We start from the raw sequence: 25,031 nt of genomic DNA, 5'->3' as shown, positions 1-25,031 counted from the left end.
GCTTCATTGCACGATCAGCTTGGCCGTCATGTTCAGATGTCCCGTGCCGCAGACGATGCTGCATTTCATCTCGTAGGTGCCGGCGGCCAGCGTTACGATCTGGGACGTCTTGCCGTTGCTCAGATTGACGCCCGCTCCCTTGATTTGCAAGCCGTGGGCGCCTTCGTCGTTGACGAGCTTGATCTCGACGGGCGTATCTTTCGGAATGGTGTATTCGGCCTGGTCGAACTTCCAATTGGACGCTTTCACGACCAGATGCTCGGAAGCTTCCGTCGCTTCGCTTTTCGATGCCGCTTCGTCGCTCGCGCCCCCGCCCCCGCATGCCGACAGCGCCAGAACGAGAGCGAGCGCCGTCGCCGCGAGAAATGACCCTTTTCTAATAATGACGATCCCCTCCAGTTGTTGCCCCTGAACGGACGAGGCCGTCCAAGTCTCGAAACTATCATATCATAATCGCCATTTGGAAGCATGTGGCGAAGGAGTGAACGGCCGGCTGCCAGATAAGCCATTCGGCAAGCTTCGCCCCTTTACGTCCGATTTACATTGTTCGCGAACGAAGCAAATATTCCGTTCCTACAATGAAAATTTGTAGGGAGCCTGGCGGTTCAGATTTCCCTGAGTACATAAGGAACGGAGCGTGCGCTATTTTGAAAGGACCATCATTGCGGCAATGGACTTCGCGCCTCATGGCCGGCAGCTTGCTGCTCGGCTTGTTGACGCCGTACGGAGCGGGGCACAAGGCCTCTGCCGAGGCGGCGTTCGACTATTCGAAGGTGCCGAAGCTGCTCATTACGGAACTCGTGCCGGATACGACGAATGTGAGCGGCTCCGACGGGTATGAATTTATCGAGGTTTATAACAATTCGCAGGAAACGATTCATTTCAACGATTACAGCATCGTCTATTCCTATGGCAGCACCCGTACGGCCTGGCCGTTGACCGGCGAGAGCGAGGGCGCCGCCGTCGATATTCCGTCGCGGCAGGCGGTCGTGTTCTGGGTGATGAACTCGGCGAACCAAGAGGTTCCGACCGCCGACTTCCTCGCCAACTTCGGAGGCGGCTTCGGTCTCGAAGCCGGGACGAACCTGTTCCGCATCGACAGCACCATAGGCGGTACGACCGCGGGAGGCATGCACAACAGCAATCCCCGGACGCTCAGTATCGTCGATCGCCACGGCAATACCGTCGTCTCCGCCTCCTATCAGAACGACGATCAGACGAAGCCCGACAAAGGCATTTTCTACTCGTACCCGACGGACGGATCGACCGAGATGGCGATGGTGACGACGGGCGAAATGGCGGCGGGTCTGGCCCCGGCAACGCCGGGCGCGGTCGAGGAGGCGCTTGTGCCGGCGTATACGTACGACGAGCCGGGTGCGCAGCCGGCCGATCCGGAACCGACCGAACCGGCCCCGACCGGCCTTCATATCGATCATACGCCGGTAACGGAGGCGAGCCTGTCCGCAGACTTGAAGATCGGCGCGACGGTGAGCGGCGCCGCCGGAGAACCGGCCGCGAAGCTCTTCTACAAGCCGGCCTCCGCGAACGATTACGCCGAACTGGCTATGACGAGAAGCGACGGCGAATCCACGGAGACGGGCAGTGTCTTCGAAGCGGCGATCCCGAAGGAAGCGCTGACGGAAGCCGGGTTGCAATATTATATCGAAGCGACCGACGGCAGCGGGAAGCTGCAGACGGATGTTTATAACGTAACGGTCAGCGGTTCGGGCCAAGAGGACTTGTCCGACCGGCCTCCGCTGCTCATCACCGAGCTGGCGCCGGATACGGCCAACGTGACGGGAGCCAGCGCGGACGCCTATGAATTTATCGAGGTGTACAACAATTCCACGCGCACGATCAATTTGAAGGATTACAAGCTGATCTACCGCTATACGAATCAGACCCCCGCCAAAGACGTTCAGTGGCCGACGGGGGATGTGCCGATTCCGTCCGGACAAGCCGTTGCGCTATGGATCATCAACGGTTCGAACGACGCGCTGACGGCGGCCGACTTCAACGCCAACTTCGGGACGTCGTTGACGCTCGGAACCGATCTGTTCCGCATCTCGAACGACGGCATGGCCAACGGAGGCCAGCGCAGTCTTGTCATCCAGGACGCAAGAGGCCAAGATCTCGTCGCCGCTCATTACGAAACCGACGCGCAGACGGTTGCGAACAAAGGGATTTTCTTCCGGTATCCGGACAGCGGTTCGATCGAGATGGCGATGATTTCCGCGGGAACGGAGGCGGCCACTCCCGGCTCCGTGACGGTCGATCAAGTGCCGGGTAAGCGGGTCGAACTGCCCGAGACTTCACCGAACGATCCCCCGGTGATTACGCATACGCCCGTAACGACGGCTTCCCCGGAAGCGAATCTGACGATTTCCGCGACGGTGACCGACGCGGCCTTGGGCGCGAGCGAGAACGAGGTTCTGAACGTGACGTTGTATTACAAGTCGGCGTCCCAATCGCTGTTCTCTTCGATTCCGATGGGAGCGAAGCCGGGCGGTCTGTACGAGGGCCAAATTCCCAAATCCGCGCTCGCCGAATCCGAGATTCAATATTATATCGAAGCGACGGACGGGACGAATACGGTCAAGACGGATCTTTATCCGGTAACGGTTCAGCTCGGCGACTTCGATCCTTCGAAGGTGCCTCCGCTGCTCGTGACCGAGCTTGTGCCGGACAGCACCAACGTCGGTTCGGCGGACGGCTACGAGTTCATCGAAATTTACAACAACTCGAACCAAGCGATCAATCTGAAAAATTACAAGCTCTATTATCGCTATACCGATTCCGGACCCGACGCGGATATCGTATGGCCGACGGACAGCGAAGAGATGATCATCCCCTCCCGGCAGACATTCGTCTTCTGGGTCATCAACAGCGCGAACGGAGCCAAGACGGCGGACGATTTCAACGCCGTGTACGGAACCGATCTCAAGGAGAACGTGAACCTCTTCAGAATCTATTCCGACGGAATGGCGAATTCCTCGAAACGGGGCGTAGCCATCGGCACGAACACCCACGTGGACATCTCCGCCGCTTATTACAATGGTACGATCGATAGCCAGACGGTCGCGAACAAGGGGATTGTGTACAAGTATCCGAGCAACGGCAGCACGGAGATGATCATGCTGAGCGCGGGCACGGAAGCCGCCACGCCCGGTACGGTAAGCGGCGATCAGGTTCCCGCCGTTCCCGTCAGCCTGCCGGAAGATACGACCGAACCGACGATTGCGGACACGACCGGCTTGCAGGAGATTTCCCAGTCGAACGATCTGCATCTGTCGGCCGACGCCTCCGACGATCAGAGCGTCAAGTCGGTCGCTCTTTACTACAAGAACGATTCGGCTTCGGACTATACGAAGCGCTACCTGTATTTCGATTACGACGATCAAAACTACCAATATACGATTTATGCGCCGGATCTGATCGGACACTCTTCGATCCAATACTATTACGTCGTATCGGACGGTACGAACGAGGTTACTTCCGCTACGCATACGATCGCCATTACGGGAGGAGCGGACCGGTCCCCGCTCCGGTTGAACCTGAAGGACGGCGACTTCGTGAACGGCACCTTCCTGATCAAGGGAACGGCGGAATCGGCCGGACCGGATTCGCTGACGCTGAAGGTGGACGGACAGGACGTATCCTCTTCGACCTACCACGCGCTGGAGAGAGACGCGACGTTCGCGTTCGAAGCGAACAGCGTCAACTACTATTTCAAAAACGGCGTCACGATCGGGCAAGAAATTCTGTACACGTTCCAGGACCCGATCAATTCGTATACGACGCTGTCCGTGCCGATCGCGGCGGAGAGACTGCAGTCGGGGGACAACGTCATCTCGATTCGCGCCGGAACGAAGGCGTCTCCGTTCGACGATCGGAAGGAAGAGAACAAGGACGATTTCACCGTACGCAATGTCCGGCTCGTGCTGTCCGACGGCACGCAGGTCTACGATTCGGCGTATTCCGACCCGGCGGCCGAGATCAAGATGGGGGACAGCAGCGGTCGTCTCGAAGCGGTCGACTTTCGCTTCAAGCTGCCGGACGGCTTGCTGAAGTCGAAGGCCTACTCGTGGAATACGGCTTCCGCGGGGGACGGGGAGCACACGATTACGGCCGCCGGTTCCGGCGGTTCGAAGGTGCAAGCGAAAGTGTACGTCGACAATACGGCGCCGTCGATCGCGGCCTCCGTGGAAGACGGGAAAACGTATCGGGGCCCGTTCGAGCTGAAGGCGACGATTGCGGACGCGTTGTCCGGCGTTAAGTCGACGGAAGCGACGCTGGACGGCAAGAGCGTCGAGCTGCCTTACGCCACTTCCTCCTCGAAGCTGGGAGGAGGCACGCATGTTCTGGTCATCGCGGCTACGGACAACGTGGGGAACAAGGCGGAGAAGACGATCTCCTTCTCTGTGCCGAACGAGAATCCTCTCCCTCCCGAGCTGGTCGCTCCGGCGAACGATTCGAGCGGCGTCGATGCGAACGGGAAGCTGACCGTCAAGGTGACGGATCCGTCCGGGGATCCCATGAAGGTAAGCTTTTATAAAGGCTATAAATACGATGCGGCGCATCGGGCGGGAATCGCCGGGTACCGCAACGCTTCCGACGTGGAGCCTCCGAAGACGATCGCTGCCGCCGGCGAGCAGGCGCTGACCGAAGAGGAGTGGGCCAAGCTCGCGGCGGAAGACGGCAATTATTTGACGGAAGATTCCAAGGAGAAATTTCCCTATCATCGATTCGACGTCGAGCTGGACAAGTCGGTTCAAGCGACCGACGAAGTCGTCATCGATTGGAAAGGCAAATCTTTGGAAGGGCGCAAGGTCAGCCTCTACGCATGGAGTCCGTCCGAGAGCAAATACGTTCAGCTCGACAGCAAGATCGCCGGGGCGGAGCCCTTCGCGCTGAGCGCTTCGGTGGAAGCCGGCGAATACGCTCCGGACGGCAAGATTCACGTCCTCGTGCAGGACGAGCGTCCGGTGTCCGAGGATCCGTACGATTTCTCCTTCGTATGGATGTCCGACACGCAATATTATTCGGAGAGCTATCCGTACATTTACTCCGGCAACACCCAGTGGATCGTCGATAACAAGGACAAGATGAACATCAAGTACGTGCTTCATACCGGCGACGTCGTGGACGACTGGGATCAGGAATATCAGTGGATCGAAGCGGACAAGGACATGAAGACGCTGGAGGCTGCCGGCATTCCTTACGGCGTTCTGGCGGGCAACCATGACGTAGACCATCAGTACTCGGATTACTCGCAATTCTATAAGTATTTCGGCGCCGACCGGTTCGCGAACGTGCCGACTTACGGCGGGACCTATCTGAACAATCGCGGGCACTACGATCTCATCTCGGCCGGGGGAGTCGACTTCATCGCCATCTACATGGGTTGGGACATCCGCGATCAGGATATCGAATGGATCAATGAGGTGCTGAAGCAGTACCCCGACCGCAAGGCGATTCTGAACTTCCACGAATACTTGCTCGTATCGGCCAACCGGGCGCCGATCTCGGACGTCATTTACGAGAAGGTCGTCGTGCCGAACAAGAACGTCTTTATGGTTCTCTGCGGGCATTACCACGATGCCGAAGATAAAGTCGACATGATCGACGACGACGGAGACGGAGTGCCGGACCGCGAGGTCCACCAGATTCTGGCGGACTATCAGGGAGCGGAGAAGGGCGGACTCGGCTACATTCGTCTGCTTCAATTCGATACCGCGAACAACAAGGTGCACGTGAAGACGTATTCGCCTTATCTGGACGACTACAACTATTACGATCCGAAGGAATATCCGGGCAAGGACGAGTTCGACATCCATACGGACCTGAAGGCGATGGACAAGCAGGTGGCGACCGATTACTTCGGCGTCCGGGTGTACTCTTCCACCGCGATCGGCTCGCAGAGCGAAGCGGCAAGCGGAAGCGCGGCCTCCGTGAGCTGGACGGGGCTGCAAGCGGGCGCGTATTACCAATGGTACGCGACCGCCGAAGACGCGAACAGCGGGTTTACGCGATCCGATATTTGGGGCTTCACGGCGGGAGAAGGCAGCGGAGCGTCGGATACCGCCGCACCCGCTTGGGGTACTGGAGCGAAGCTGACCGCGAGCGCCAAATCCTCCTCCGCCATCACGCTGAAATGGCCGGCGGCCAAGGACGATACGGCGGTATCGGCGTACCGGATTTATAAGAACGGCCAGCTGGCGGCGACCGTATCCGGAAGCGTCTTAAGCTACCGGGCAACCGGATTGGCAAGCTCGACGGCGTACCGGTTCAAGGTGGAGGCGGGCGACGCCGCGGGCAACTGGACGACGGACGGCCCGGAAGCAACGTTCCGCACGAATGCGAAATCGGAGCCCGGAGATGCGAATGCCGGCACGCCGGATTCGTCCGGATCGAACGGAACGACGGAGCCAACCGCGCCTACCGTTCCTGTGACTCCTGCCGAACCGACGGAGCCGACCGAGCCGCCCGTTCCTGCCGGCGAGCTTCCGTTCAAGGATGTGGACGGCAAGGCCGACTGGGCGAAGGAAGCGATCGGAGCGCTTTACCGGCTCGGAATCGTTCAAGGCACTTCGCAGACCACGTTCGAGCCGAAGAAAAACATTACGAGAGCGGACTTCATGGCGCTGCTCGTGCGGCTGCTCGATCTTCGCGCCGACTTCGATTCGAACTTCAGCGACGTCAGCCCGAGCGATTACTATTACGATGCGATCGGCGTCGTTCGCCGGCTCGGCATCGCGACGGGAACCGGCGGCAACCGGTTCAATCCGCGGGAAGAGATTACCCGCCAGGATATGATGGTTCTGCTGGCCCGCGCTCTGGAGGTTACGGGCAAGCTGAAGCTGTCGGGGACGGCGTCCGATGTGAGCGGCTACCGGGACCATTCGGCCATCGCCTCCTATGCGGCAGACGCCGTCGCTGCGATGGAAGGTGCCGGAATCGTCGAAGGCGACGGCACGGCGCTTCGTCCGACCGGCAAAGCGACCCGGGCGGAGACGGCGCAGATCGTCTACCGGATTTACGGCATGCTGAATCCGCAGTAAGGAGCGGCTTCGGCACGCAAGCGACAAGAAAGCCCCTGCATCCCGAGTGGATGCAGGGGCTTTTTGGCGCCGGCGTTAGCTTTGCTTCGCTTGACCGGCCCGGAAAGGGTTGCCGATCGGAATAAACAGGTCGATTATTCCGATCACCAACGCGGCCAGCAAGGCGCCGAGAATCGTGGCGTGCACGTGGCCGACGACGAATTGCGCCAGCCAGATGACGACCGCGCTCGTCAGAAACCCGACGATGCCCCGGCCGAACGGAGTGACCCTTTTGCCGAAAATGCCCTCGATAATCCACCCGAGCAAGGCGATGACCAGAGCAAGCAGCAACGCGCTCCAGAAGCCCCCGACCGAGAAGTTGGGCACAATGTAACCGACGATCATAATGACGATCGCGGAGACGACGAAGCGCACGACATGTCCGAGGAATTTCACAGACGAACCTCCTTCAGCCTTATAATTACTCCCGGTTGATCCCGGTAATGGAACTAGTTTAGCCTTAACGAGGCGGGACTATGAGTGGAAGGTTTCGCAAGCGGCCGCCGCTGAGCTATAATGTGGGGGAGAGGAGTTGGGCCTCACTTGAACGACAAGGCGCTCATGACATTGGAATACGACAAAATCATTCTCCGCCTGACGGAGGCCGCCGCCACTTCGCTCGGCAAGGAAGAGGCTTCCAAGCTTCGTCCTTCCGCGAATTTGGCCGAAGTGCGGCGCCGGCTCGCCGCAACGGACGAAGCGGTCCGCGCGGTCGCGCTCAAGGGCGTTCCGCCGTTCGGCGGCATCACCGACGTCCGGCCTTCGCTCGGCAGAGCGAAGCTCGGAGGCGTGCTGGGGCCTTCCGAATTGGCGGATATCGCCGGCCTCATTATGGGTTCCCGGAGAATCCGCAAATATATGGCTGCCGTAAACGACGAGATCGACATCCCGCTGCTGAGCGATCTGTGCGAGCCGCTCATCGACGCCAAGCCGATCGAGGACGAAATTCGCCGCTGCATCGACGAGCAGGGGGAAGTTATGGACGCGGCCAGCCCGGAGCTCGCCTCCATCCGCCGCGACATCCGCATTTACGCGGACCGCGCCAGGGAGAAGCTCGACAGCCTCATCCGCTCCTCATCGGTGCAGAAGATGCTGCAGGACGTGCTGGTGACGATGCGGGGCGACCGCTATGTCATCCCGGTCAAGCAGGAATACCGCTCGCACTTCGGCGGCATCGTCCACGATACGTCGGGCAGCGGCGCCACCCTGTTCATCGAGCCGGAAGCGGTCGTGCAGATGAACAACAAGCTGCGGGAGCTGAAGCTGCGCGAGCAGGACGAGATCGAGCGCATTTTGCGCCGGCTCAGCGGGCTCGTCGGCGAGAAGGCCGAGCTGCTCGCTTCGGATGCGGAATCGCTCGGTTATATCGATTTTATTTTCGCCAAGGCGGCGCTGGCCGATTCGATGTTCGCCACGCTGCCCGAGGTGAACGGCGACGGCGAGCTGCGGCTCAAGCGGGCCCGGCATCCGCTGATCGACCCGAAGCGCGTCGTTCCGATCGACGTCGAGCTCGGCGGGGCGTATTCGGCGATCATCGTCACGGGCCCGAATACGGGCGGCAAGACGGTCTCGCTCAAGACCGTCGGCTTGCTCAGCCTGATGGCGATGTCCGGCTTGTTCATTCCGGCCGACGACGGCAGCCGGATGTGCGTCTTCGACGGCATTTACGCCGACATCGGCGACGAGCAGAGCATCGAGCAGAGCCTTAGCACCTTCTCCAGCCACATGACGAATTTGATCGGCATGCTCGGCCAGGTGACTTCGCGCAGTCTGGTGCTGCTCGACGAGCTGGGCGCGGGCACCGACCCCGCGGAAGGCTCGGCGCTGGCGATCGCCATTCTCGAGCACCTGCACCGGATCGGCTGCCGGATCCTCGCCACGACCCACTACAGCGAGCTGAAGGCGTACGCCTACAACCGCGAAGGGATCATCAACGCCAGCATGGAATTCGACGTGGCGACGCTCCGCCCGACGTACCGGCTGCTCGTCGGCGTTCCGGGCCGAAGCAACGCGTTCGCCATTGCCGAGCGGCTCGGCCTGCCGCGGTCGATCATCGAGCATGCCCGCGGACAGGTGAGCGAGGAAGAGCTGAAGGTGGATTCGATGATCGCTTCGCTGGAGCGGGACCGGCGGCTTGCCGAATCGGAGCGGCAAACCGCCGAGAGGCTGCGCAAGGAGATCGAGTCGCTTCGGCAGCAGCTCGAGGACGAGCGCTTCAAGTTCCAGGAGCAGAAGGCGAAGCTGCTGGAGGATGCCCGGGACGAAGCGCGGCAGGCGGTCGCCAAAGCCCGGCGCGAGGCGGAGGAGATCATTGCCGACCTGCGCCGGATGGCGATGGAGGAAGGAGCTTCGCTCAAGGAGCATAAGCTGATCGAAGCGCGCAAGCGGCTCGAGGATTCGGTGCCCGACCCGGTGGCGAAGCCGCGGCGCACCGGTCACGGCAAGGAGAGCCGGATCGAAGCCGGGGACGAAGTGAAAGTGTTCAGCCTGGGCGGGCAGAAGGGGCACGTCGTCGAATTGGCGGGCGGCGAGGCGCTCGTCCAGCTCGGCATTCTGAAGATGAAGGTGCCGCTCAGCGATTTGGAGGCCGTTCGCAAGTCCGCTTCGGCCGCTCCGGCGAGGACGCCCGTCAACGTGACGACCGTTCGGCGCTCGCGCGAAGACGTCCGGACGGAGCTCGATCTGCGGGGAGCCACGCTGGACGAGGCGCTGGTGGAGACCGACCGGTTCCTCGACGAAGCGTTCCTGGCCAACCTGGGAACGGTCTACATCATTCACGGCAAAGGGACGGGAGCGCTCCGCACCGGCATTCAGGAGTTTCTCCGCAAGCACAAGCACGTGAAAAGCTACCGGTTGGGCAACTACGGGGAAGGCGGCGCGGGCGTTACCGTGGCCGAATTGAAGTGACGAGGCGGGAGGTGCGGGGCGCATGCAGGATACCGGAGCGGTCGACACGCTGATGTCTCATCCCCTGGCGGCGATGCTGGCCTATTTCTCGGTCGGCATCCTGATGCTGATCGTTTGCCTCGCCTGCTTCGAGTGGGTGACCAAATACAACTGCTGGAACGAAATCCGCAAGGGCAACGTAGCGGTCGCGATGGCGACCGGGGGCAAAATTTTCGGCCTCTGCAACATCTTCCGCTTTTCCATCCAGGCGCAGGATACGATTTACGAAAGTTTGCTTTGGGCTTCGATCGGTTTTCTGCTGCTGCTGGTCGGTTACTTTATGTTCGAATTTTTGACGCCCGTGTTCAGGATCGACGAAGAGATCGCGAAGGACAACCGGGCGGTCGGCTTGATCGCGATGCTGTTATCGGTTTCGCTGTCTTACATTATCGGAGCCGCGGTGATCTACGCTTGACGCCGCCGGCGGGAGGTTTGACGAATGAAGTATCTTTGGGGCACGTTATTCGCGTTTGCCATCCTGTTTTTCGCCATCGGGATCGTTTATATGGTAAAGGAGGGATAACATGGCGGTCATCATCTGCCCTTGGTGCCAAAGCGAAGTGACGCAGGAGGAAGGCCAGGAACCGGAGAAGTTCTGCCCGATCTGCGACAACGAGCTGGGCGGCTACCGGACGATGCGCATCGACATCGACCGTTACGAGGACGATCCGGACGAGGCGGAGGAGCGGTCGGAACATTCGGAAGCGTACGAAGACGAAGAGGAAGAGCTTGACTGGAAGCGGGACGACGGCCTTCGGGAAAAGGACGAAAGCCTGCTTCGCTTCGAAGAGGCGGTCGAGAGGCTGTTGGACGAGCAGGAATTCGTGCCGGAATGCCCGCAATGCCGCGAATATATGCTGGAAGCGGGCGAGCGGATCGTGAGCGCGGAAGGGTTCCGCCCGCGCACGCCCGAAGAGCTCGGACGGCCGCTGCTGGAAGCTCCGTTCGCGATGACCGTCTACGTCTGTCCGTCCTGCTTCGTCGTGCAGCATACGCTGTCCGAAGGCGACAGGAACAAGCTGGCGCACAAGCTCGGCGAGAGCGCAGCGGATAGCGGGGAGCCGATCCGATGAGGGGCATGTACCAATCGGTAACGGAGCTTATCGGCGATACGCCGGCGGTGCGGCTGAACCGGCTCGTCTCCGAGCGGGATGCGGAAGTGCTGGTGAAGCTGGAGAAGATGAACCCGAGCGGCAGCGTCAAAGACCGCGCCGCCTTCGGGTTGATCTCGGAAGCGGAGAAGCGCGGGCTCATCCGTCCCGGCTCGGTGATCGTGGAACCGACGAGCGGCAACACCGGCATCGGCCTGGCGATGAACGCCGCAGCCAAAGGGTACAGGCTCATCCTCGTCATGCCGGACAACATGACGAAGGAGCGCATCGCGCTGCTCCGTGCCTACGGCGCGGAGGTCGTGTTGACGCCGGCCGCGGAGCGGATGCCCGGCGCGATCGCGAAGGCGCGGCAGCTGCTGGAAGAAATTCCGGGCAGCTATATGCCGAACCAGTTCGAGAACGCCGCCAATCCGGACATCCACCGGACGACGACCGCGCTGGAAATTATGGAGCAGACGGAAGGCCGGCTCGACGCTTTCGTCGCCACGGCGGGCACCGGCGGCACGATCACGGGCACCGGCGAGACGCTTCGGGCCAAGCTGCCCGGGCTGCACATCGCCGTCGTGGAGCCCGACGGCTCGCCCGTCTTGAGCGGCGGCCAGCCCGGCCCGCACAAGCTGGTCGGAACGAGTCCGGGCTTCGTTCCGCCGATCTTGAACACCTCCGTTTACGACGAAATTATTCGCGTCAAGGACGAGGACGCGCTGGAGACGACCCGCCAGCTCGCGCGGAAGGAAGGGCTGCTCCTCGGCCCGTCGTCCGGCGCGTCCGTCTGGGCGGCGCTCCAAATCGCCCGACGGTTCGGCCCGGGCAAGCGGGTGCTGTGCATCGCCCCGGACACGGGGGAACGGTATTTGAGCATGGATATTTTCTGAACGTTACAGAAAGTTTAAGTTCGCTAAAGCGCTAAAGTAAATGAAAACTTTCTGTACCTGGAAAAACTTCCGCAATGGTAAGGTGTCCCCAAAAAGTATTCGGAATAGGCTGCGAAGGTTTACGTCACTTTTTGGGGTAAGAGAGCGGTCGCTCATACCTGAGAGACTTCGATTGAAGTTTATCTTATCGGCAGCCGCCGCTCGTTCGGCCCCTTCGGGTCCGTTCGGGCGGCGGCTTTTGGTTAGGCGGGCGATTCGTGCATATTTTCGGAAGCGGAGCGGCAAACTACGGCTGTTAACCCGAATGGTAAAAGGAGGAACGAACCGTTTGAATTTGCAGCCGCTCACCGCGAAGGAGCTCGAATACATCGCGGATTCGATGTCGAACGAGGACTTGCTGATCAAGCAGTGCACATCCGCCGGGCTGACTTGCACCAATCCGCAAATCCGGCAAGTGCTTCAGCACCAGTCTCAGGTGCATATGCAGCACTATCAGGCGCTGCTGAACTGCTTGCAGCAGCATCAGCCGCTCGCCCCGACCCAGCCGCAAGCCTGACCGTCAAACAAGAGGAGGAGTTCAACGAATGTACGCCCCGCAATCGCAGCCGTTTCTTCCGGACGAGGATTTGGCTCATACGGTGCTGTCCGATCTCAAGCGGGTCACCCGCGAATACGCGACCGCCGCGACGGAATCGGTCTGCCCGACCGTGCGGCAGCAGTTCACGCAGCTGCTGAACACGACGCTCGCCATGCAAGGCGAGCTTTATAACGCGATGAGCCAGCAGAAAATGTACAACGCCGCGTCGCCTGCGCTGAAGCAGGAGATTGACAAGCAGCTCAAATCGTATCAGAGCACGCAGCAGAAGACGAACCAGTTCGTCCAGCAGCGCAAGAGCGCCGCGCCCGGCCAGTCGCCGCAAGCGTTCGGCGATTGGGCTTACCAGCCGGCGCCGCAGTGGCAGCCGCCGAACAATTACATGTAACGAGTTCGTATTCGGAGGCACTCTCCTTCGGCGCCCGCGCGCCGGCTCGGAGGGTGCCTTTTCCCGTCCTTTTGAGTATGTGCGGCGGCGAGTGTCCCCGAAGGAAATCCCTTTCGTTTCGCGAAATGCTCCTTTCCATCCGGCCTGTATTTGATGTAATATGAGAGTTATTCAGGAGGGATCCCCATGAACGAATTGAAATCGAAAATTTTGGATCTGCTCAAGGAAGACGCCCGTCTCTCCCCGGCGACCATCGCCACCATGCTAGGCGCCGAAGAAGCGGAAGTGTCCTCCGCCATTGAAGAGATGGAGCGGGATCACGTCATCGTCAAGTACGCGGCGGTCGTCAACTGGAGCAAGGTGGACGACGAGAAGGTGACCGCGCTGATCGAGGTGGAATGCTCGCCCGAGCGCGGCCGCGGCTTCGAGAGCATCGCCGAGCGCATTTATTTGTACCCGGAAGTGAAGTCGGTTTATCTCATGTCGGGGGCTTACGATTTGTGCGTGGAGATCGACGGGAAGAACTTGAAGGAAGTCGCGTCGTTCGTCTCGAACAAACTGTCCACCATCGAATCCGTCATTTCGACCAAAACCTTTTTCATCTTGAAAAAATACAAACAGGACGGCATCATTTTCGAAGAATTCGAGGACGATCATCGTCTCCTGGTCTCGCCGTAACCTGACGGAAGAAAGAAGGAACCGAAGAACCATGATCAAAGACGTGGAAAAACAGCCCGAGACCCGAACGAAGCCTGGCGGCATGGAGCGTTATCTGGCGGCCGGAGCGCGGGCCATTCCCCCTTCGGGCATCCGGCGTTTTTTTGACTTGGTCAGCGCCAGCAAGGACAGCAGCATCATCTCTCTCGGCGTCGGCGAGCCGGATTTCGTCACGCCGTGGCGTTATCGCGATGCCGCCGTCTATTCGCTCGAGAAGGGCAAAACGCAATATACGTCCAACGCGGGCTTGCCGGAGCTGCGCGAAGCGATCGCCCGATATTTGCACGACCGCTTCGGCCTCGACTACGATCCGGGAAGCGAAATGCTCGTCACCGTAGGGGGCAGCGAGGCGATCGACCTCGCGATTCGGGCTCTGATCGAACCGGGAGACGAGATTCTCATTCCCGAACCGACGTATTTGCCGTACAATCCGATCTCGACGCTTAGCGGCGGCGTTCCCGTCGGCATCGAGACGTTCGCCGAGGACCAGTTCAAGCTGACCGCGGAGAACCTCAAAGCCGCCATCACGCCCCGGTCGAAGGTGCTCGTCCTGTGCTACCCGAGCAATCCGACCGGCGCCATCATGACGCGGGAGGATCTGCTGCCGATCGCTAAGCTCGTCGAGGAGCACGATCTGATCGTCGTCTCCGACGAGATTTACGCCGAATTGACGTACGGCCCGCGCCACGTCAGCTTTGCTTCGCTGCCGGGCATGCGCGATAGGACGATCGTCGTCAGCGGTTTCTCGAAGGCTTTCGCCATGACGGGCTGGCGGATGGGCTATGCCTGCGGGCATCCGGATCTGATCGCCGCCATGCTGAAGATTCACCAATACACCGTCATGTGCGCTCCGATCATGGGCCAGGTCGCCGCGCTCGAGGCGTTGACGAACGGCATGGAAGAGATGCACCGGATGATCGAATCGTACAATCAGCGGCGGCGGCTGGTCGTTCAGGGCTTCCGCGAGATCGGGCTCGACTGCCACGAGCCGCAGGGCGCGTTCTACGCGTTCCCGTCGATCCGGTCGACCGGGCTGTCGTCCGAGGAGTTCGCGTCCCGGCTGCTTCGCGAAGCGAAAGTGGCCGCCGTGCCCGGCTACGTGTTCGGGAAGGGCGGAGAGGGCTTCATCCGCTGCTCGTACGCGACGTCCGTCGCGCAATTGACGGAAGCGCTGGAGAGGATTGACGATTTTTTGAACAAATTGCGATAAAATTGCAATTTGCTCCAAAAAGATAGGTTTTTTCCGCTCGTTCTGCTATAATTACCCTTGTTTTTTCATCCCGCTTGATGGTTATTCGTCATGAGAAAGGGGAGAGAGCATGGAGATGGCGGAACAGCAACCCTCATCAAGCCCGGATACCGCGATCCATTCCATCTCATCCGCGCTGCTTGACCGGGACAGGACCTCCATCGGCGCGAGCCGCAGGCTGGAGGAGGAAATCGACGAATTGCGGAAAAGCATGACGGAAGCGTTCCTGCGGGAAGAATCGTTCACCGCGGACACCGTCATGGAAATCAGCCGGATGCTGGATGCGAAAATCATCGAATATATGAAACAAATTACGGTTAACCGTTAGAGCCCCGTCAATTCCGTGACTGGGCTTTTTCTTTTTGCTATAGTAAAACGTATGGAGGCTCGAAGGAGGGAAAGTTATGCTCTGGATCGTCACCGGCGGCATCGGCAGCGGGAAATCGGCTTTCGCTGAAGCGTGGGCCGCCGCCCATGGCCGGGAGGCGATTAAGCTGGCTTGTCCCCCCTGGCCCGGAGCTTGCGGTGCCGGCGAAGAAGGGGAAGCCGCCGGGAGCGCAAACAGGGGACGGCGGACGCTGTTGCCCGCGGATCGTGCGCTGGCGGAGCGGCTGAACCGCATCAATCTGCTGTCCAATCCGTTCCGGGCGAGCGATAGAGTCGTGATCGTGGACAGCTTGTCGGGCTGGCTGAGACAGGCGGTCGAAGAGATCCGGAGCGTTTCGCCGGAGGAGACGGAGGAGACGTTCCGGCTGCGCACGGCGAAGCTCGAAGCGGCTTTGCGCGAGGTGGTAGGCGCGCTGCTGGGCTTCGAGGGGCGGCTGCTCGTCGTCACGGAGGATACGCCCGGGGGGCTCGCCCGCGACCCTTGGGAGCGTTGGTATTTGCGGGAGCTGTCCGGCGCGAACCGGAGGCTCTCCGACGCGTGCGACGGCTTGCATCATCTCGTCGCCGGCGTCGCGACGGAGCTGAAGAGCCCGCGGAAGAAGCTCAAGAATTGAGCTGCATCGGCGGGAATCCGGCGGTATGCGCGAAAGAGGCTCAAGAATTGAGCCACATTAGCGGGAATCCGGCGGTATGCGCGAAAGAGGCTCAAGAATTGAGCCACATTAGCGGGAATCCGGTGTGGTAGGCGAAAGAGGCTCAAGAATTGAGCTACATTGGCGGGAACGCGGTGCGGCGGGAGAAAGAAGCTCAAGATTTGAGCTACATTGGCGGGAACGCGGTGTGGTAGGCGAAAGAGTCTCAAGATTTGAGCTACATTAGCGGGAACGCGGTGCGGTGGGAGAAAGAAGCTCAAGATTTGAGCCACATTAGCGAGAATGCGGTGTGGTGGACGAAAGAGTCTCAAGATTTGAGCTACATTAGCGGGAATGCGGTGTGGTAGGCGAAAGAGTCTCAAGATTTGAGCCACATTAGCGAGAATGCGGTGGTATGCGCGAAAGAACCTCAAGATTAGAGCCACATTGGCGGAACTACGAAACGGAGGACAAACGACGATGAAACTATATACCCGAACCGGAGATCAGGGCCGCACTTCGGTCATCGGGGGACGCGTATCCAAGAACGACGCCAGAGTCGAAGCGTACGGCGCGATCGACGAGCTGAACGCATATGTCGGCCTGGCGGCGGTCTGGATGGCGGACGCGAAGGACGCCGCCTGGGACGGTCTGCTGGAGGAGCTTGGCGTCATTCAGCAGGAGCTGTTCGACTGCGGCTCGGATTTGTCGTACGCGAATCCCGAGGCGTCGCAATTGAAAGTGTCGGCGGACATGACGGCGCGGCTGGAGGCGTGGATCGACCGCCATCAGGCGTCGCTGCCGCCGATCGAGCGCTTTATCCTTCCCGGCGGGAGCGAGCCCGCCGCCCGGCTGCACGTGTGCCGGACCGTCTGCCGCCGGGCGGAGCGCCGGATCGTGACGCTCGCCGATTCGGGCCAGCCCTGTCCCGAAGAAGTGCTGCGCTACGTCAACCGGCTGTCCGACTATTTCTTCGCGGCGGCGCGGACAGCGAACGTTCTGGCGGGCGTCGCGGACACGGAATACGAACGCGGCGCCCGCGTGTTCGGACGGAGGCCGCAAGCGGAATGAGCGACGGCTATTACGAGCCGGTCGTGCATGTGGCGGACGAACGGGACGAAGGCCGCATGCTGCGGGACGTGCTGCGCGACCGGCTGGGCGTCTCCAGGCGGCTGTTCGTCCGGCTGAAGCAGTCGGAGGAAGGGCTTGCGGTGAACGGGGAGAAAGCCTTCCCGAGCTACAGGCTCGCGGCGGGCGACGTCGTCGAGTTCCGCATGGAGCGGGAGACGTCCGAGGACATTTATCCGCAACCGATGGCGCTCGACATCGTATTCGAAGACGAGCATCTTCTCGTGCTGAACAAGCCCGCCGGCATCATTGTCCATCCGACGACCGGGCATTATTTGAACACGCTCGCGAACGGGGTCGTCCATTACTGGCTGGAGAAGGGCGAGCGCCGCCGGTTCCGTCCGGTTCACCGGTTGGACGAGGATACGTCCGGCCTCGTCATCGTCGCCAAGCATCCTTACGCTCACCAGCAGTTGTCCGAGCAGATGGCGAAGGACGAGGTAACCAAGCAATATCGCGCTTACGTCTTCGACCGCCCGCCGGCTGAAGAAGGAGAAGTGAACGCACCGATCGGCCGCGTGCCCGAAGACCCGCACCGCCGGGCGGTGCGCGAGGACGGCGCCCCTTCCCTGACGTACTACCGGGTCGCCGCGAGCTACCCATGCGGGGCGACGGCGCTGGACGTCCGCCTCGGCACGGGACGGACGCACCAGATTCGCGTTCATCTCAGCTCCGTCGGCTGTCCGCTCATCGGCGACGCCTATTACGCCGATCCGGCCTGGGAGCGGACCGAGCTCGCCCGCGCGCTCGAGGGAGCGATCGGCCGGCAGGCGCTGCACGCGTCCATGCTCGCGTTCCGCCATCCGGTGACGAACGCGCCGATGGAGCTCGAGGCCGGGCTGCCGCAAGACCTGCAGACGCTGGAGGCCAGGCTGTCCGAGCTTCCGCCCGGGCTTGACGCGCAGAAGGTTTGAGGAGGATAACAGACTGCATGAGCAAATCTTTGACCGTTTATCAATACCCGTCCTGCAGCACCTGCCGCGGGGCGGTCAAATGGCTGAAAGAGCAAGGCTACGAGCTTGACCTTCGGAATATCGCCGAAGCGCCCCCTTCACCGGAGCAGCTCAGCGAGTTGATTCGCCTAAGCGGCTTGCCGATCGCGAAGTGGTTCAACGTATCCGGCGAAGTTTACAAGCGGCTCGGCTTGAAGGATAAACTCGCCGGGATGTCCGACGAGGAGAAAGTCCGGCTGCTCGCTTCGAACGGCATGCTGATCAAGCGTCCCGTCATTACGGACGGAAAGCGCGCGACCGTCGGCTTCCGCGAGGACGCGAAACAAGCGTGGCAAGCCGGCTGATCCGCCGCAAACGCTTGGCAAGCCAGCCGACCCGCTTGCGTTCGCGCAAACGAAGCGACGGGTCCGCCGATCCGTGGAGACGCCGTAAATGTTGCGGCAACTAGCCGTTCCGTTTGCGCGAATGCGAGCATCGCGGTACAAATCGGCCGACCCGCTTGCGCTCGCGCAAACGATAACCGCCGAATCGCCGGAATCCGGCCGAGCAGAAAGAAGGTGCGATCCGTTGTCATTAGAACCGGAATCCCGGAATCGGGAAGCGAGGAGCAGAGGCAGGAGGGGGCCGTGGGCCTGGGGCGCGGGCTTGCTCCTCCTGCTGTCGAAGGGCAAGGGCGTGCTCCTGGCTTTGCTCAAATTCGGGAAACCGCTGTTGTCGATTCTCATTACAGTCGGCGCCTACGCGCTCATTTATCCATGGACGTTCGCACTCGGCTTCGTCGCCCTTATTTTCATTCACGAGATGGGGCACGTCTGGGCGGCCAAACGCCGGGGCTTGCCGGTCACGGCTCTCGTCTTCATTCCGTTCCTCGGCGCGATGATTATGCTCAAGCGGCACCCCAAAGACGCCGAGACGGAAGCGTACATCGCGCTGGGCGGTCCGCTGCTCGGCTCGCTCGGGGCGCTCGCCTGTTTCGGGATATGGGCGTGGACGGACGCCGAGATTTGGCTCGCGCTCGCTTACGTCGGCTTTTTTCTCAATCTGATCAATCTGCTCCCCTTGCATCCGCTCGACGGGGGACGGATCGCCGCCGCCGTCAGCCGGTGGCTCTGGGTGGCCGGAGCGGCCTTGGGGCCGTTCGTCGTCTGGTACACGCACAGCATTCTTTTTCTCCTCATCTGGATTTGGTTTCTGTGGCAGATGTACCGGCGCTTCTTCAGCGGAAGCAAGGGCGGCAAGCGGCACTATGCGGAGGGCGTGTTCCAGGCGGACGTCGATCCGTCGCTGCCGGCCTGGTACTTGTCGGGACAGTCGCACAAGCGCGAGCTGCCGTTTACCGCTTACTGCCGGCTGGACGGCCAGCACGTCGTGGAGTTCTGGTGGGATACGCTGAACTTTCGGGGCGAGCTGGAGATCAACCAGCCTTGCACGATTCATGGCGTCTCGATCGTTCAGGTGGGCGAGCCGGACGCGGAAGGACGCGTCATGCTGCGGGTCCGGGCCGAAGGCGAGCTTTACGAGCCGTCCAATTATTATGAAGTGTCCAGGGGCGCGAGATGGCGCTACGGCTTCATGTACGGCGGTTTGGCCTTGTTCCTGGCCGTCATGATGGGGTGGATTCAGGAATCGGGGCTGACGCGGCCGTAACTGCCGAATGGCCTTTGCCGCCGGCGGGAAGACGCACGACAGGAAGGAAGAACGCACTCATGGTTAAGAAATGGAGATCCCGGCGGCTGGACCGGCTCGGTTCCTCGATATTCGCAGAGGTTATCGCGTGGAAAAACGAGGCCGCCGAACGGGGACTCGACGTCATCTCGCTGGATATCGGCACGCCGGCCTGCCCGCCTTCGGAGGAAGTCCGCTCCGCGCTCTCGGAAGCGTGCCTCGTTCCCGGCCATTACCAATATCCGGGCACGCACGGATCCCCCCGCTTCCGGGAAGCCGCGGCGCGCTGGATCCGCCGCCGCTTCGGCGTCGAGCTCGATCCGAACCGTGAGGTGCTGTCGCTCATGGGGACGCAGGACGGCTTGGGCCACCTGGCGCTTGCCGTTACCGATCCCGGCGACAGCGCGCTGCTGCCGGACCCCGGCTACCCGGTGTATCAGGCCGGGCTTGCCGTCGCCGGCGTAGAGACCGTGCCGCTTCCCTTGCTCGAAGAGAACGGCTATTTGCCCGATTTCGACGCCGTGCCGGAAGAGGCGTGGAGCAAGATCAAGTTCATGCTGCTCAATTATCCGAGCAATCCGCTGTCGGCGGTCGCGGATCGGGCGTTTTTCGAGCGGGCGGTGGCGGTGGCGCGCCGGCGCGGCGTCCTGCTCGTGCACGACAACGCGTACAGCGAGATGGCGTTCGACGGCTTCCGGCCGCCGAGCGTGCTGGAGGTTCCGGGGGCGATCGAGGTCGCCGTCGAATTCCATTCGATGTCGAAGTCGTTCCACATGGCCGGCAGCCGCATCGGCTTCGCCGTCGGCAATCCGGACGTGCTGGGGACGCTGCGCGCGCTCAAGGAAAACCTCGATTTCGGCGTGTTTCTCGCCGTGCAGGAAGCCGCGGCCGTCGCGCTTGAACGCGACATCGAAAATCCGCAGCCGGCTTCCGCCATTTACGAGCGGCGGCGCGATCTGTTCGTGAACGCGCTTCGGGCGGAGGGCTGGGACGTGCCGTTGCCGCGGGCGACGATGTTCGCCTGGACGCCCGTCCCCGCCGGCTGGACGTCGCGCGGCTTCGCAAGGCGGCTGCTTGAAGCCGAAGGAGTGGCCGTCGTTCCCGGCAACGCGTTCGGGGAACGGGGCGAAGGATACGTCCGCATAGCCGTCGTGGAGCCGGAGGAACGGCTGCTCGAAGCGGCGCGGCGTATCGGCCGCTTCCTTCGGGAGAACGGACCGGTCCCCGGTTGACGGGATCGTCCAGGAGAGGGGAAATGAAGGTGCCTTTGAACGAACCGAAACTGTTGATTGTGGACGGAATGGCCTTGCTTTTCAGAGCCTACTTCGCCCAGGCCTATCCGAGAAGATTGGCGGACGGAACGCCGACGAACGCGGTCTTCGGTTTTCTCCAGTATTTGTTCGACGCGGTGAACACGTTCAAGCCGTCGCATGTCGTCTGCTGCTGGGATATGGGGAGCAAGACGTTCCGCTCCGAGCTGTACGACGGCTACAAGGCCAACCGTCCGGAAGCGCCCGAGGATCTTATTCCGCAATTCGATCTCGTGAAGGACATTGTGGCGGCGCTCGGCATTCCGAACGTGGGCTTGCCGGGATTCGAGGCGGACGATTGCATCGGCACGTTGTCGAAGCGGTTGTGCAAGGAAGCCCACGTGTACGTACTGTCGGGGGATCACGATTTGCTGCAGCTCGTCGAGGAACGGATTCATGTCGTCATCATGAAGAAGGGGCGCTCGAACTATTGCGTCTACGATCCGGCGTTTCTAAAAGAGGAGAAAGGGCTGCTTCCGCACCAGATCGTCGAATTGAAAGGGCTGACCGGGGATACGAGCGACAACTATCCGGGCGTCAAAGGAATCGGCGAGAAGACGGCGATCAAGCTGCTGCTCGAATACGAGAGCATCGACGGCATTCTGAACAACCTGGAGACGCTCTCCAAAAGCGTGCGCGCCAAGATCGAGAACGATCTGGACATGCTCCATCTGTCGAGGGATTTGGCCCGCATCCGTCTGGACGCTCCCATTGCTTGCGAGCTGGACGAATGCCGGTGGATCGCGCCGCCGGAGTCCGCTTATCCCGTTCTCGAGAAGTTCCGGTTAACGTCGCTGTTGAAGCTCATCGGTTGAGGAGAAGAAGCCGCCCGCAGCGCTTCGGCATCCGGGCGGATCGGCTGTAGGCGAAAGCGGCGGGTTTATTGCTGCTCCGCCTCGTCGTGCAGTTCGTGGTCGCCGGGATAGCCCCGGTTGAGACCGGCGTGCAGCTCCCGGTTCTCGTACGTGTAGCTGTTCGGAGGACGCTGCTCTTCCCTCCACGGCGTGCTCTTGCCGAGCGACGATTGGATGTCCGCTCCGTACGGTCCGTCGGGAAACTCCTCGGCGGTCAGATCGTTGCGCTGCGACTCGACGGTGGACAGATCGGCATTGGGCGCCTTGCGCCTGAACAACGGCATGGGATTCCCTCCTCGCGAATGCATTCACGTTAGGATATCCCCGCCGGCCGATTTAATCCGTGAAATGGGCGTCGCCGAGCACGAGCGTCAGAAATTGCGCCAGCTCGGCCGCTTCTTCCTCGCCGATTTTAAACACCGACTCGAGCGTTCCTTCTTCCTCCAGGTCGTCTGCGCCGAGCACGCCGCTCCGGCCGGACTGCATGTCGACGACGAGCTTTTTCCCATAGAAACGGTTGGTCGTCATGACCGCCAGGTCGAACCGCCTGAGCCCGGGCGTAATGAAGGTGACGAAACGGGTGGACGTCGTCTCCGTGCTGTCGGAGAGGAAATCGAAATCTTTTAATTGCATGAGCGAACGGGCCTCCTCGGGAAAATGGGCTAATCGGAATAAGGCTTGGCCTGATGCATAAAGCCGGGCATCACGACCTTGTCGTCGAAGCTGCTGTGGAAAATGTCCGTCAGCGCCGGAGAGAGCGGCGGGATGAGCCACGACCAACGTCCCGTCACTTCCCGTCCCTCCTTCTCCTCGTTGCGCCGGAACATTTTGAATTGCTGCGCCGCCGTATGATGGTCGACGATGCTGACGCCCGCTTGCCGGAACGAATGCAGCACCGCCACATTCAGCTCGACGAGCGCTTTGTCTTTCCATAAGGTGGCGTTGCTGGCAGTATCCAGCCCCATATTCGCGGCGATATCCGGCAGCAGGTTGTAGCGGAATTCGTCGGCCAGGTTGCGGGCGCCGATCTCGGTTCCCATGTACCAGCCGTTGAACGGGGCGGCCGGATAACGGATGCCTCCGATCTCCAGCGCCATGTCCGACAGAATCGGCACGGCATACCAGCGTGCTTCGAGGCCTCGGAACAGATCGAGCTCGGGATGGGAGAGGGGCACCTGCAGGACGGACGACTCGGGCAGCTTGAACCAGCGCGGTCTTCCGCCTCCCGTCTGAACGACCAGCGGAAGCACGTCGAACGGCGTGCCTTCGCCCCGCCAGCCCAGCTTCATGCATGCCCGGGTGAAGCTTGCCGACGCGGGATCGCCGACGATGCCGTTCTCGGTCTCGTAGCCCGCGTACCGAATCAACTGATGGTTCCAGATGCGTACGGGCTCGCTTCCGTCCGAAGCGGCGGGCTTGAAAACCGTAATCGTCGGGCGGATCTCCCCGCCGTTCGTCGCATATTCGATATGCCCGAGCAGCGCTTCGTACACGTCTTCCGCCGTCTCGCAGCTCCGGGCGTCGAACACGTGCAGACGGTTCCAGAACAGCCTGCCGATGCAGCGGTTCGCGTTGCGCCAGGCCATTTTCGCCCCGTGGGCCAGCTCCTCATACGTATGATCGTAAGATCCGGTCAAGTCGATCTGTCGGGCGATATCCGCCAGCCTCGCCTCGGCTTGCTCCTCGGTTCGGCCGAGCTCCCGATAACAGGTCCGGATGAAATCTTCTGCTTCGGCAAGCAGCCGTCCGGCGCCCTGAATGCGTTCTTGCGCGCTCTGCGTCATGTTGTCTTCGTCCTTCCTCGGGCATGCGGTTCCGGTTGATCTGTAGCGTTTGAAATAACATTAACATAGTTGAAAGAAGCCGCGCAAAAGACAATCGTGTGACAAAGAAGCGTCGGGCAACTATTGCCAGGGCGAGCCAATTCTGCTAGACTTATCTTAAATAGTTCGGGTTGCTCGGATTGAGGAAGCACCTCTCCGCCTTGTGCGGAAGGGTGCTTTTTTTGCGTCTTCCGTTCACGGCCGCGCCGGAACGATCATATTGCGCCATCGAAGCGCAGAAGGAGGACAGGTCGTATGGAGATCGTGTTTTTGAATCGGTTCGAACGCGCGGAAGGGGTGGCCGATGCGGAGCGGGGACAGGTGTTCATCGGGGAGGACCAGGGAATATGGACGGCGGGCTGGCATGTGCTGGCGGACGCCGGAGAGAGGGAGCAGGATACGTGGTACGAGGGCATGAGCTGGGAGGAGCTGTTGGCGGCGTTCCGCTTCGGCGTCGCGCGCAAGATGCGGGAAGGCTTCCGTCCGCTGCTCGACGGCATGCTGGAGGAAGCGCCGTTCTGGGAACGCCGGCCGCCGATGCCCGCGCTGCTGCAATGCTACGCCGATCGGATCGACAAGGAGGAGGCGCTGGCCCCGCTGCGTTCCTGGCGGCGAGCCAAGGCGGTGGAGGAGAAGCGGGCGGCTTATATGATCGCGACGAACCGGGAGCTTCAGCTGCTGGCGGTGTTCGTGCCGAGAACCGAAGCCGAGCTGCTGCAAATTCCGGGCTTCGGCAAGATGAAGGTTGAGAAGTACGGCGCCGAGCTGCTCGGCTTGCTTCGCGATCTTCCCCGCGACCACGCCTTCCCGCTCGATTGGGTGGAGGCGGCCGTCTCCGGCGAGGCGCTGGCCGACTGGACGTTCAGGCAGCGGGAGGAGAAGTACGGCAGAGATCTTGCTTCCGTTCAGGAGAAGAAGAAGCTGCTGACGGGCATTCGCCAAGGCCGAACGCTCGCCGAACTGGAGCAGGAGCTGGGCGTTCCGCGCCGGGTGCTCGCGGAACGGATCGATCGCCTGGACGAAGAAGGCTACGACGTGCTGCCGCTTGTGGAGCGCGAGTTGGCCGAGCTGGACGGCGAGGAGCTCAGCCAGGCCGAGGCGGCGCTTCGCGAGCTTGGCGACCGGTATTTGAAGCCGTTGTATCAACGGCTCTACGGGGCCCGCGAAGCCGCGGCCCAGGAGGCCGAGCGGCACTACGAGAAGCTGCGCCTGCTGCGCATCCGGTTCCGCCGGGCGCGGGTGCAAGCCGTGTAAGGCCGGCGGGGGCGACGAAGGTCGCCGCAATAAAACAAGGAAC

General features: G+C 61.3%; 24 protein-coding genes. 19 read left to right on the top strand and 5 right to left on the bottom strand.

From position 1 onward, the window contains the following. Positions 1-3: 3 nt before the first annotated feature. Complete coding sequence (locus tag G485_RS0104960; RefSeq protein WP_276203338.1) at positions 4-330, bottom strand: cupredoxin domain-containing protein; 327 nt, start codon at positions 328-330, stop codon at positions 4-6. 317 nt (positions 331-647) lie between these two features. Between G485_RS0104960 and G485_RS25125 the strand changes: the two genes are divergently transcribed. Continuing rightward, on the top strand, positions 648-7,061 hold the full coding sequence (locus G485_RS25125) for an S-layer homology domain-containing protein (protein ID WP_169732294.1): 6,414 nt from the start codon (positions 648-650) through the stop codon (positions 7,059-7,061). Between the two features lie 75 nt (positions 7,062-7,136). Here G485_RS25125 and G485_RS0104950 read toward each other — a convergent pair whose 3' ends face one another. Next, positions 7,137-7,496: a phage holin family protein gene (locus G485_RS0104950; protein WP_027091641.1), complete on the bottom strand. Its 360-nt coding sequence runs from the start codon at positions 7,494-7,496 to the stop codon at positions 7,137-7,139. 147 nt (positions 7,497-7,643) lie between these two features. On the opposite strand from G485_RS0104950, the gene G485_RS0104945 reads away from it, so the two are divergent. From G485_RS0104945 to G485_RS0104855, 17 genes are all read left to right on the top strand, one after another. Next, the gene (locus G485_RS0104945; RefSeq protein WP_027091640.1) at positions 7,644-10,007 is read left to right on the top strand and encodes an endonuclease MutS2; all 2,364 of its coding nucleotides are present in this window, start codon (positions 7,644-7,646) and stop codon (positions 10,005-10,007) included. Positions 10,008-10,029: 22 nt separating this feature from the next. Continuing rightward, complete coding sequence (locus G485_RS0104940; RefSeq protein WP_027091639.1) at positions 10,030-10,461, top strand: DUF350 domain-containing protein; 432 nt, start codon at positions 10,030-10,032, stop codon at positions 10,459-10,461. A 109-nt stretch (positions 10,462-10,570) separates the two neighbouring features. After that, the gene (locus G485_RS0104930) at positions 10,571-11,119 is read left to right on the top strand and encodes a hypothetical protein (protein ID WP_027091638.1); all 549 of its coding nucleotides are present in this window, start codon (positions 10,571-10,573) and stop codon (positions 11,117-11,119) included. Continuing rightward, a complete protein-coding gene (cysK, locus tag G485_RS0104925) occupies positions 11,116-12,033 on the top strand; it encodes a cysteine synthase A (protein ID WP_027091637.1) in 918 nt (305 codons plus the stop codon). The genes G485_RS0104930 and cysK overlap by 4 nt, the downstream gene beginning before the upstream one ends. A gap of 304 nt (positions 12,034-12,337) precedes the next feature. Next, on the top strand, positions 12,338-12,589 hold the full coding sequence (locus tag G485_RS0104920; RefSeq protein WP_205620115.1) for a spore coat protein: 252 nt from the start codon (positions 12,338-12,340) through the stop codon (positions 12,587-12,589). A gap of 28 nt (positions 12,590-12,617) precedes the next feature. Then, complete coding sequence (locus tag G485_RS25120) at positions 12,618-13,016, top strand: spore coat protein (RefSeq protein ID WP_051318032.1); 399 nt, start codon at positions 12,618-12,620, stop codon at positions 13,014-13,016. 186 nt (positions 13,017-13,202) lie between these two features. After that, positions 13,203-13,694, top strand: a complete 492-nt coding sequence (locus G485_RS0104910) for an Lrp/AsnC family transcriptional regulator (RefSeq protein WP_027091635.1) — start codon at positions 13,203-13,205, stop codon at positions 13,692-13,694. Between the two features lie 31 nt (positions 13,695-13,725). Next, the gene (locus tag G485_RS0104905; RefSeq protein ID WP_027091634.1) at positions 13,726-14,943 is read left to right on the top strand and encodes an aminotransferase class I/II-fold pyridoxal phosphate-dependent enzyme; all 1,218 of its coding nucleotides are present in this window, start codon (positions 13,726-13,728) and stop codon (positions 14,941-14,943) included. 115 nt (positions 14,944-15,058) lie between these two features. Further along, positions 15,059-15,310 carry an aspartyl-phosphate phosphatase Spo0E family protein gene (locus tag G485_RS0104900; protein WP_169732293.1) on the top strand — a complete coding sequence of 84 codons (252 nt, stop codon included), beginning with the start codon at positions 15,059-15,061 and terminating at the stop codon, positions 15,308-15,310. A 76-nt stretch (positions 15,311-15,386) separates the two neighbouring features. Further along, positions 15,387-15,983 (top strand): bifunctional adenosylcobinamide kinase/adenosylcobinamide-phosphate guanylyltransferase, encoded by a 597-nt coding sequence (locus tag G485_RS0104895; RefSeq protein ID WP_027091632.1) that lies wholly within the window; start codon positions 15,387-15,389, stop codon positions 15,981-15,983. 251 nt (positions 15,984-16,234) lie between these two features. After that, positions 16,235-16,369, top strand: a complete 135-nt coding sequence (locus G485_RS31205; protein WP_276203337.1) for a hypothetical protein — start codon at positions 16,235-16,237, stop codon at positions 16,367-16,369. A gap of 112 nt (positions 16,370-16,481) precedes the next feature. Next, the gene (locus G485_RS0104880) at positions 16,482-17,072 is read left to right on the top strand and encodes a cob(I)yrinic acid a,c-diamide adenosyltransferase (RefSeq protein ID WP_027091631.1); all 591 of its coding nucleotides are present in this window, start codon (positions 16,482-16,484) and stop codon (positions 17,070-17,072) included. After that, entirely contained in the window at positions 17,069-18,043 is a 975-nt protein-coding gene (locus G485_RS0104875) for an RluA family pseudouridine synthase (protein WP_027091630.1), read from the top strand. Before G485_RS0104880 ends, G485_RS0104875 begins: the two co-directional genes overlap by 4 nt. 17 nt (positions 18,044-18,060) lie before the next feature. Next, on the top strand, positions 18,061-18,426 hold the full coding sequence (locus G485_RS0104870) for an arsenate reductase family protein (RefSeq protein ID WP_027091629.1): 366 nt from the start codon (positions 18,061-18,063) through the stop codon (positions 18,424-18,426). A gap of 223 nt (positions 18,427-18,649) precedes the next feature. Beyond that, positions 18,650-19,729 carry a site-2 protease family protein gene (locus G485_RS0104865; protein WP_027091628.1) on the top strand — a complete coding sequence of 360 codons (1,080 nt, stop codon included), beginning with the start codon at positions 18,650-18,652 and terminating at the stop codon, positions 19,727-19,729. Between the two features lie 59 nt (positions 19,730-19,788). Next, positions 19,789-20,979 (top strand): aminotransferase class I/II-fold pyridoxal phosphate-dependent enzyme, encoded by a 1,191-nt coding sequence (locus G485_RS0104860; protein WP_027091627.1) that lies wholly within the window; start codon positions 19,789-19,791, stop codon positions 20,977-20,979. 23 nt (positions 20,980-21,002) lie between these two features. Next, the gene (locus tag G485_RS0104855; RefSeq protein WP_027091626.1) at positions 21,003-21,872 is read left to right on the top strand and encodes a 5'-3' exonuclease; all 870 of its coding nucleotides are present in this window, start codon (positions 21,003-21,005) and stop codon (positions 21,870-21,872) included. A gap of 65 nt (positions 21,873-21,937) precedes the next feature. Here the strand turns inward: G485_RS0104855 and G485_RS0104850 are convergent, their stop codons facing one another. The 3 genes from G485_RS0104850 to G485_RS0104840 are packed head-to-tail and all read right to left on the bottom strand — an operon-like array spanning position 21,938 to position 23,695. Beyond that, complete coding sequence (locus G485_RS0104850) at positions 21,938-22,195, bottom strand: hypothetical protein (protein ID WP_027091625.1); 258 nt, start codon at positions 22,193-22,195, stop codon at positions 21,938-21,940. 52 nt (positions 22,196-22,247) lie between these two features. Beyond that, complete coding sequence (locus tag G485_RS0104845) at positions 22,248-22,544, bottom strand: DUF3055 domain-containing protein (protein WP_027091624.1); 297 nt, start codon at positions 22,542-22,544, stop codon at positions 22,248-22,250. A gap of 29 nt (positions 22,545-22,573) precedes the next feature. Further along, the gene (locus G485_RS0104840; RefSeq protein WP_051318030.1) at positions 22,574-23,695 is read right to left on the bottom strand and encodes a nitric oxide synthase oxygenase; all 1,122 of its coding nucleotides are present in this window, start codon (positions 23,693-23,695) and stop codon (positions 22,574-22,576) included. A 294-nt stretch (positions 23,696-23,989) separates the two neighbouring features. Between G485_RS0104840 and G485_RS0104835 the strand changes: the two genes are divergently transcribed. Further along, positions 23,990-24,988 carry an HRDC domain-containing protein gene (locus tag G485_RS0104835; protein ID WP_027091622.1) on the top strand — a complete coding sequence of 333 codons (999 nt, stop codon included), beginning with the start codon at positions 23,990-23,992 and terminating at the stop codon, positions 24,986-24,988. The last annotated feature ends 43 nt before the right edge of the window (positions 24,989-25,031 follow it).

Origin of the sequence: Cohnella thermotolerans DSM 17683 (assembly GCF_000429825.1) — a bacterium.
In the GTDB taxonomy this organism is placed as follows: domain Bacteria; phylum Bacillota; class Bacilli; order Paenibacillales; family Paenibacillaceae; genus Cohnella; species Cohnella thermotolerans.
This window is presented reverse-complemented; position numbering and strand designations above follow the sequence as displayed.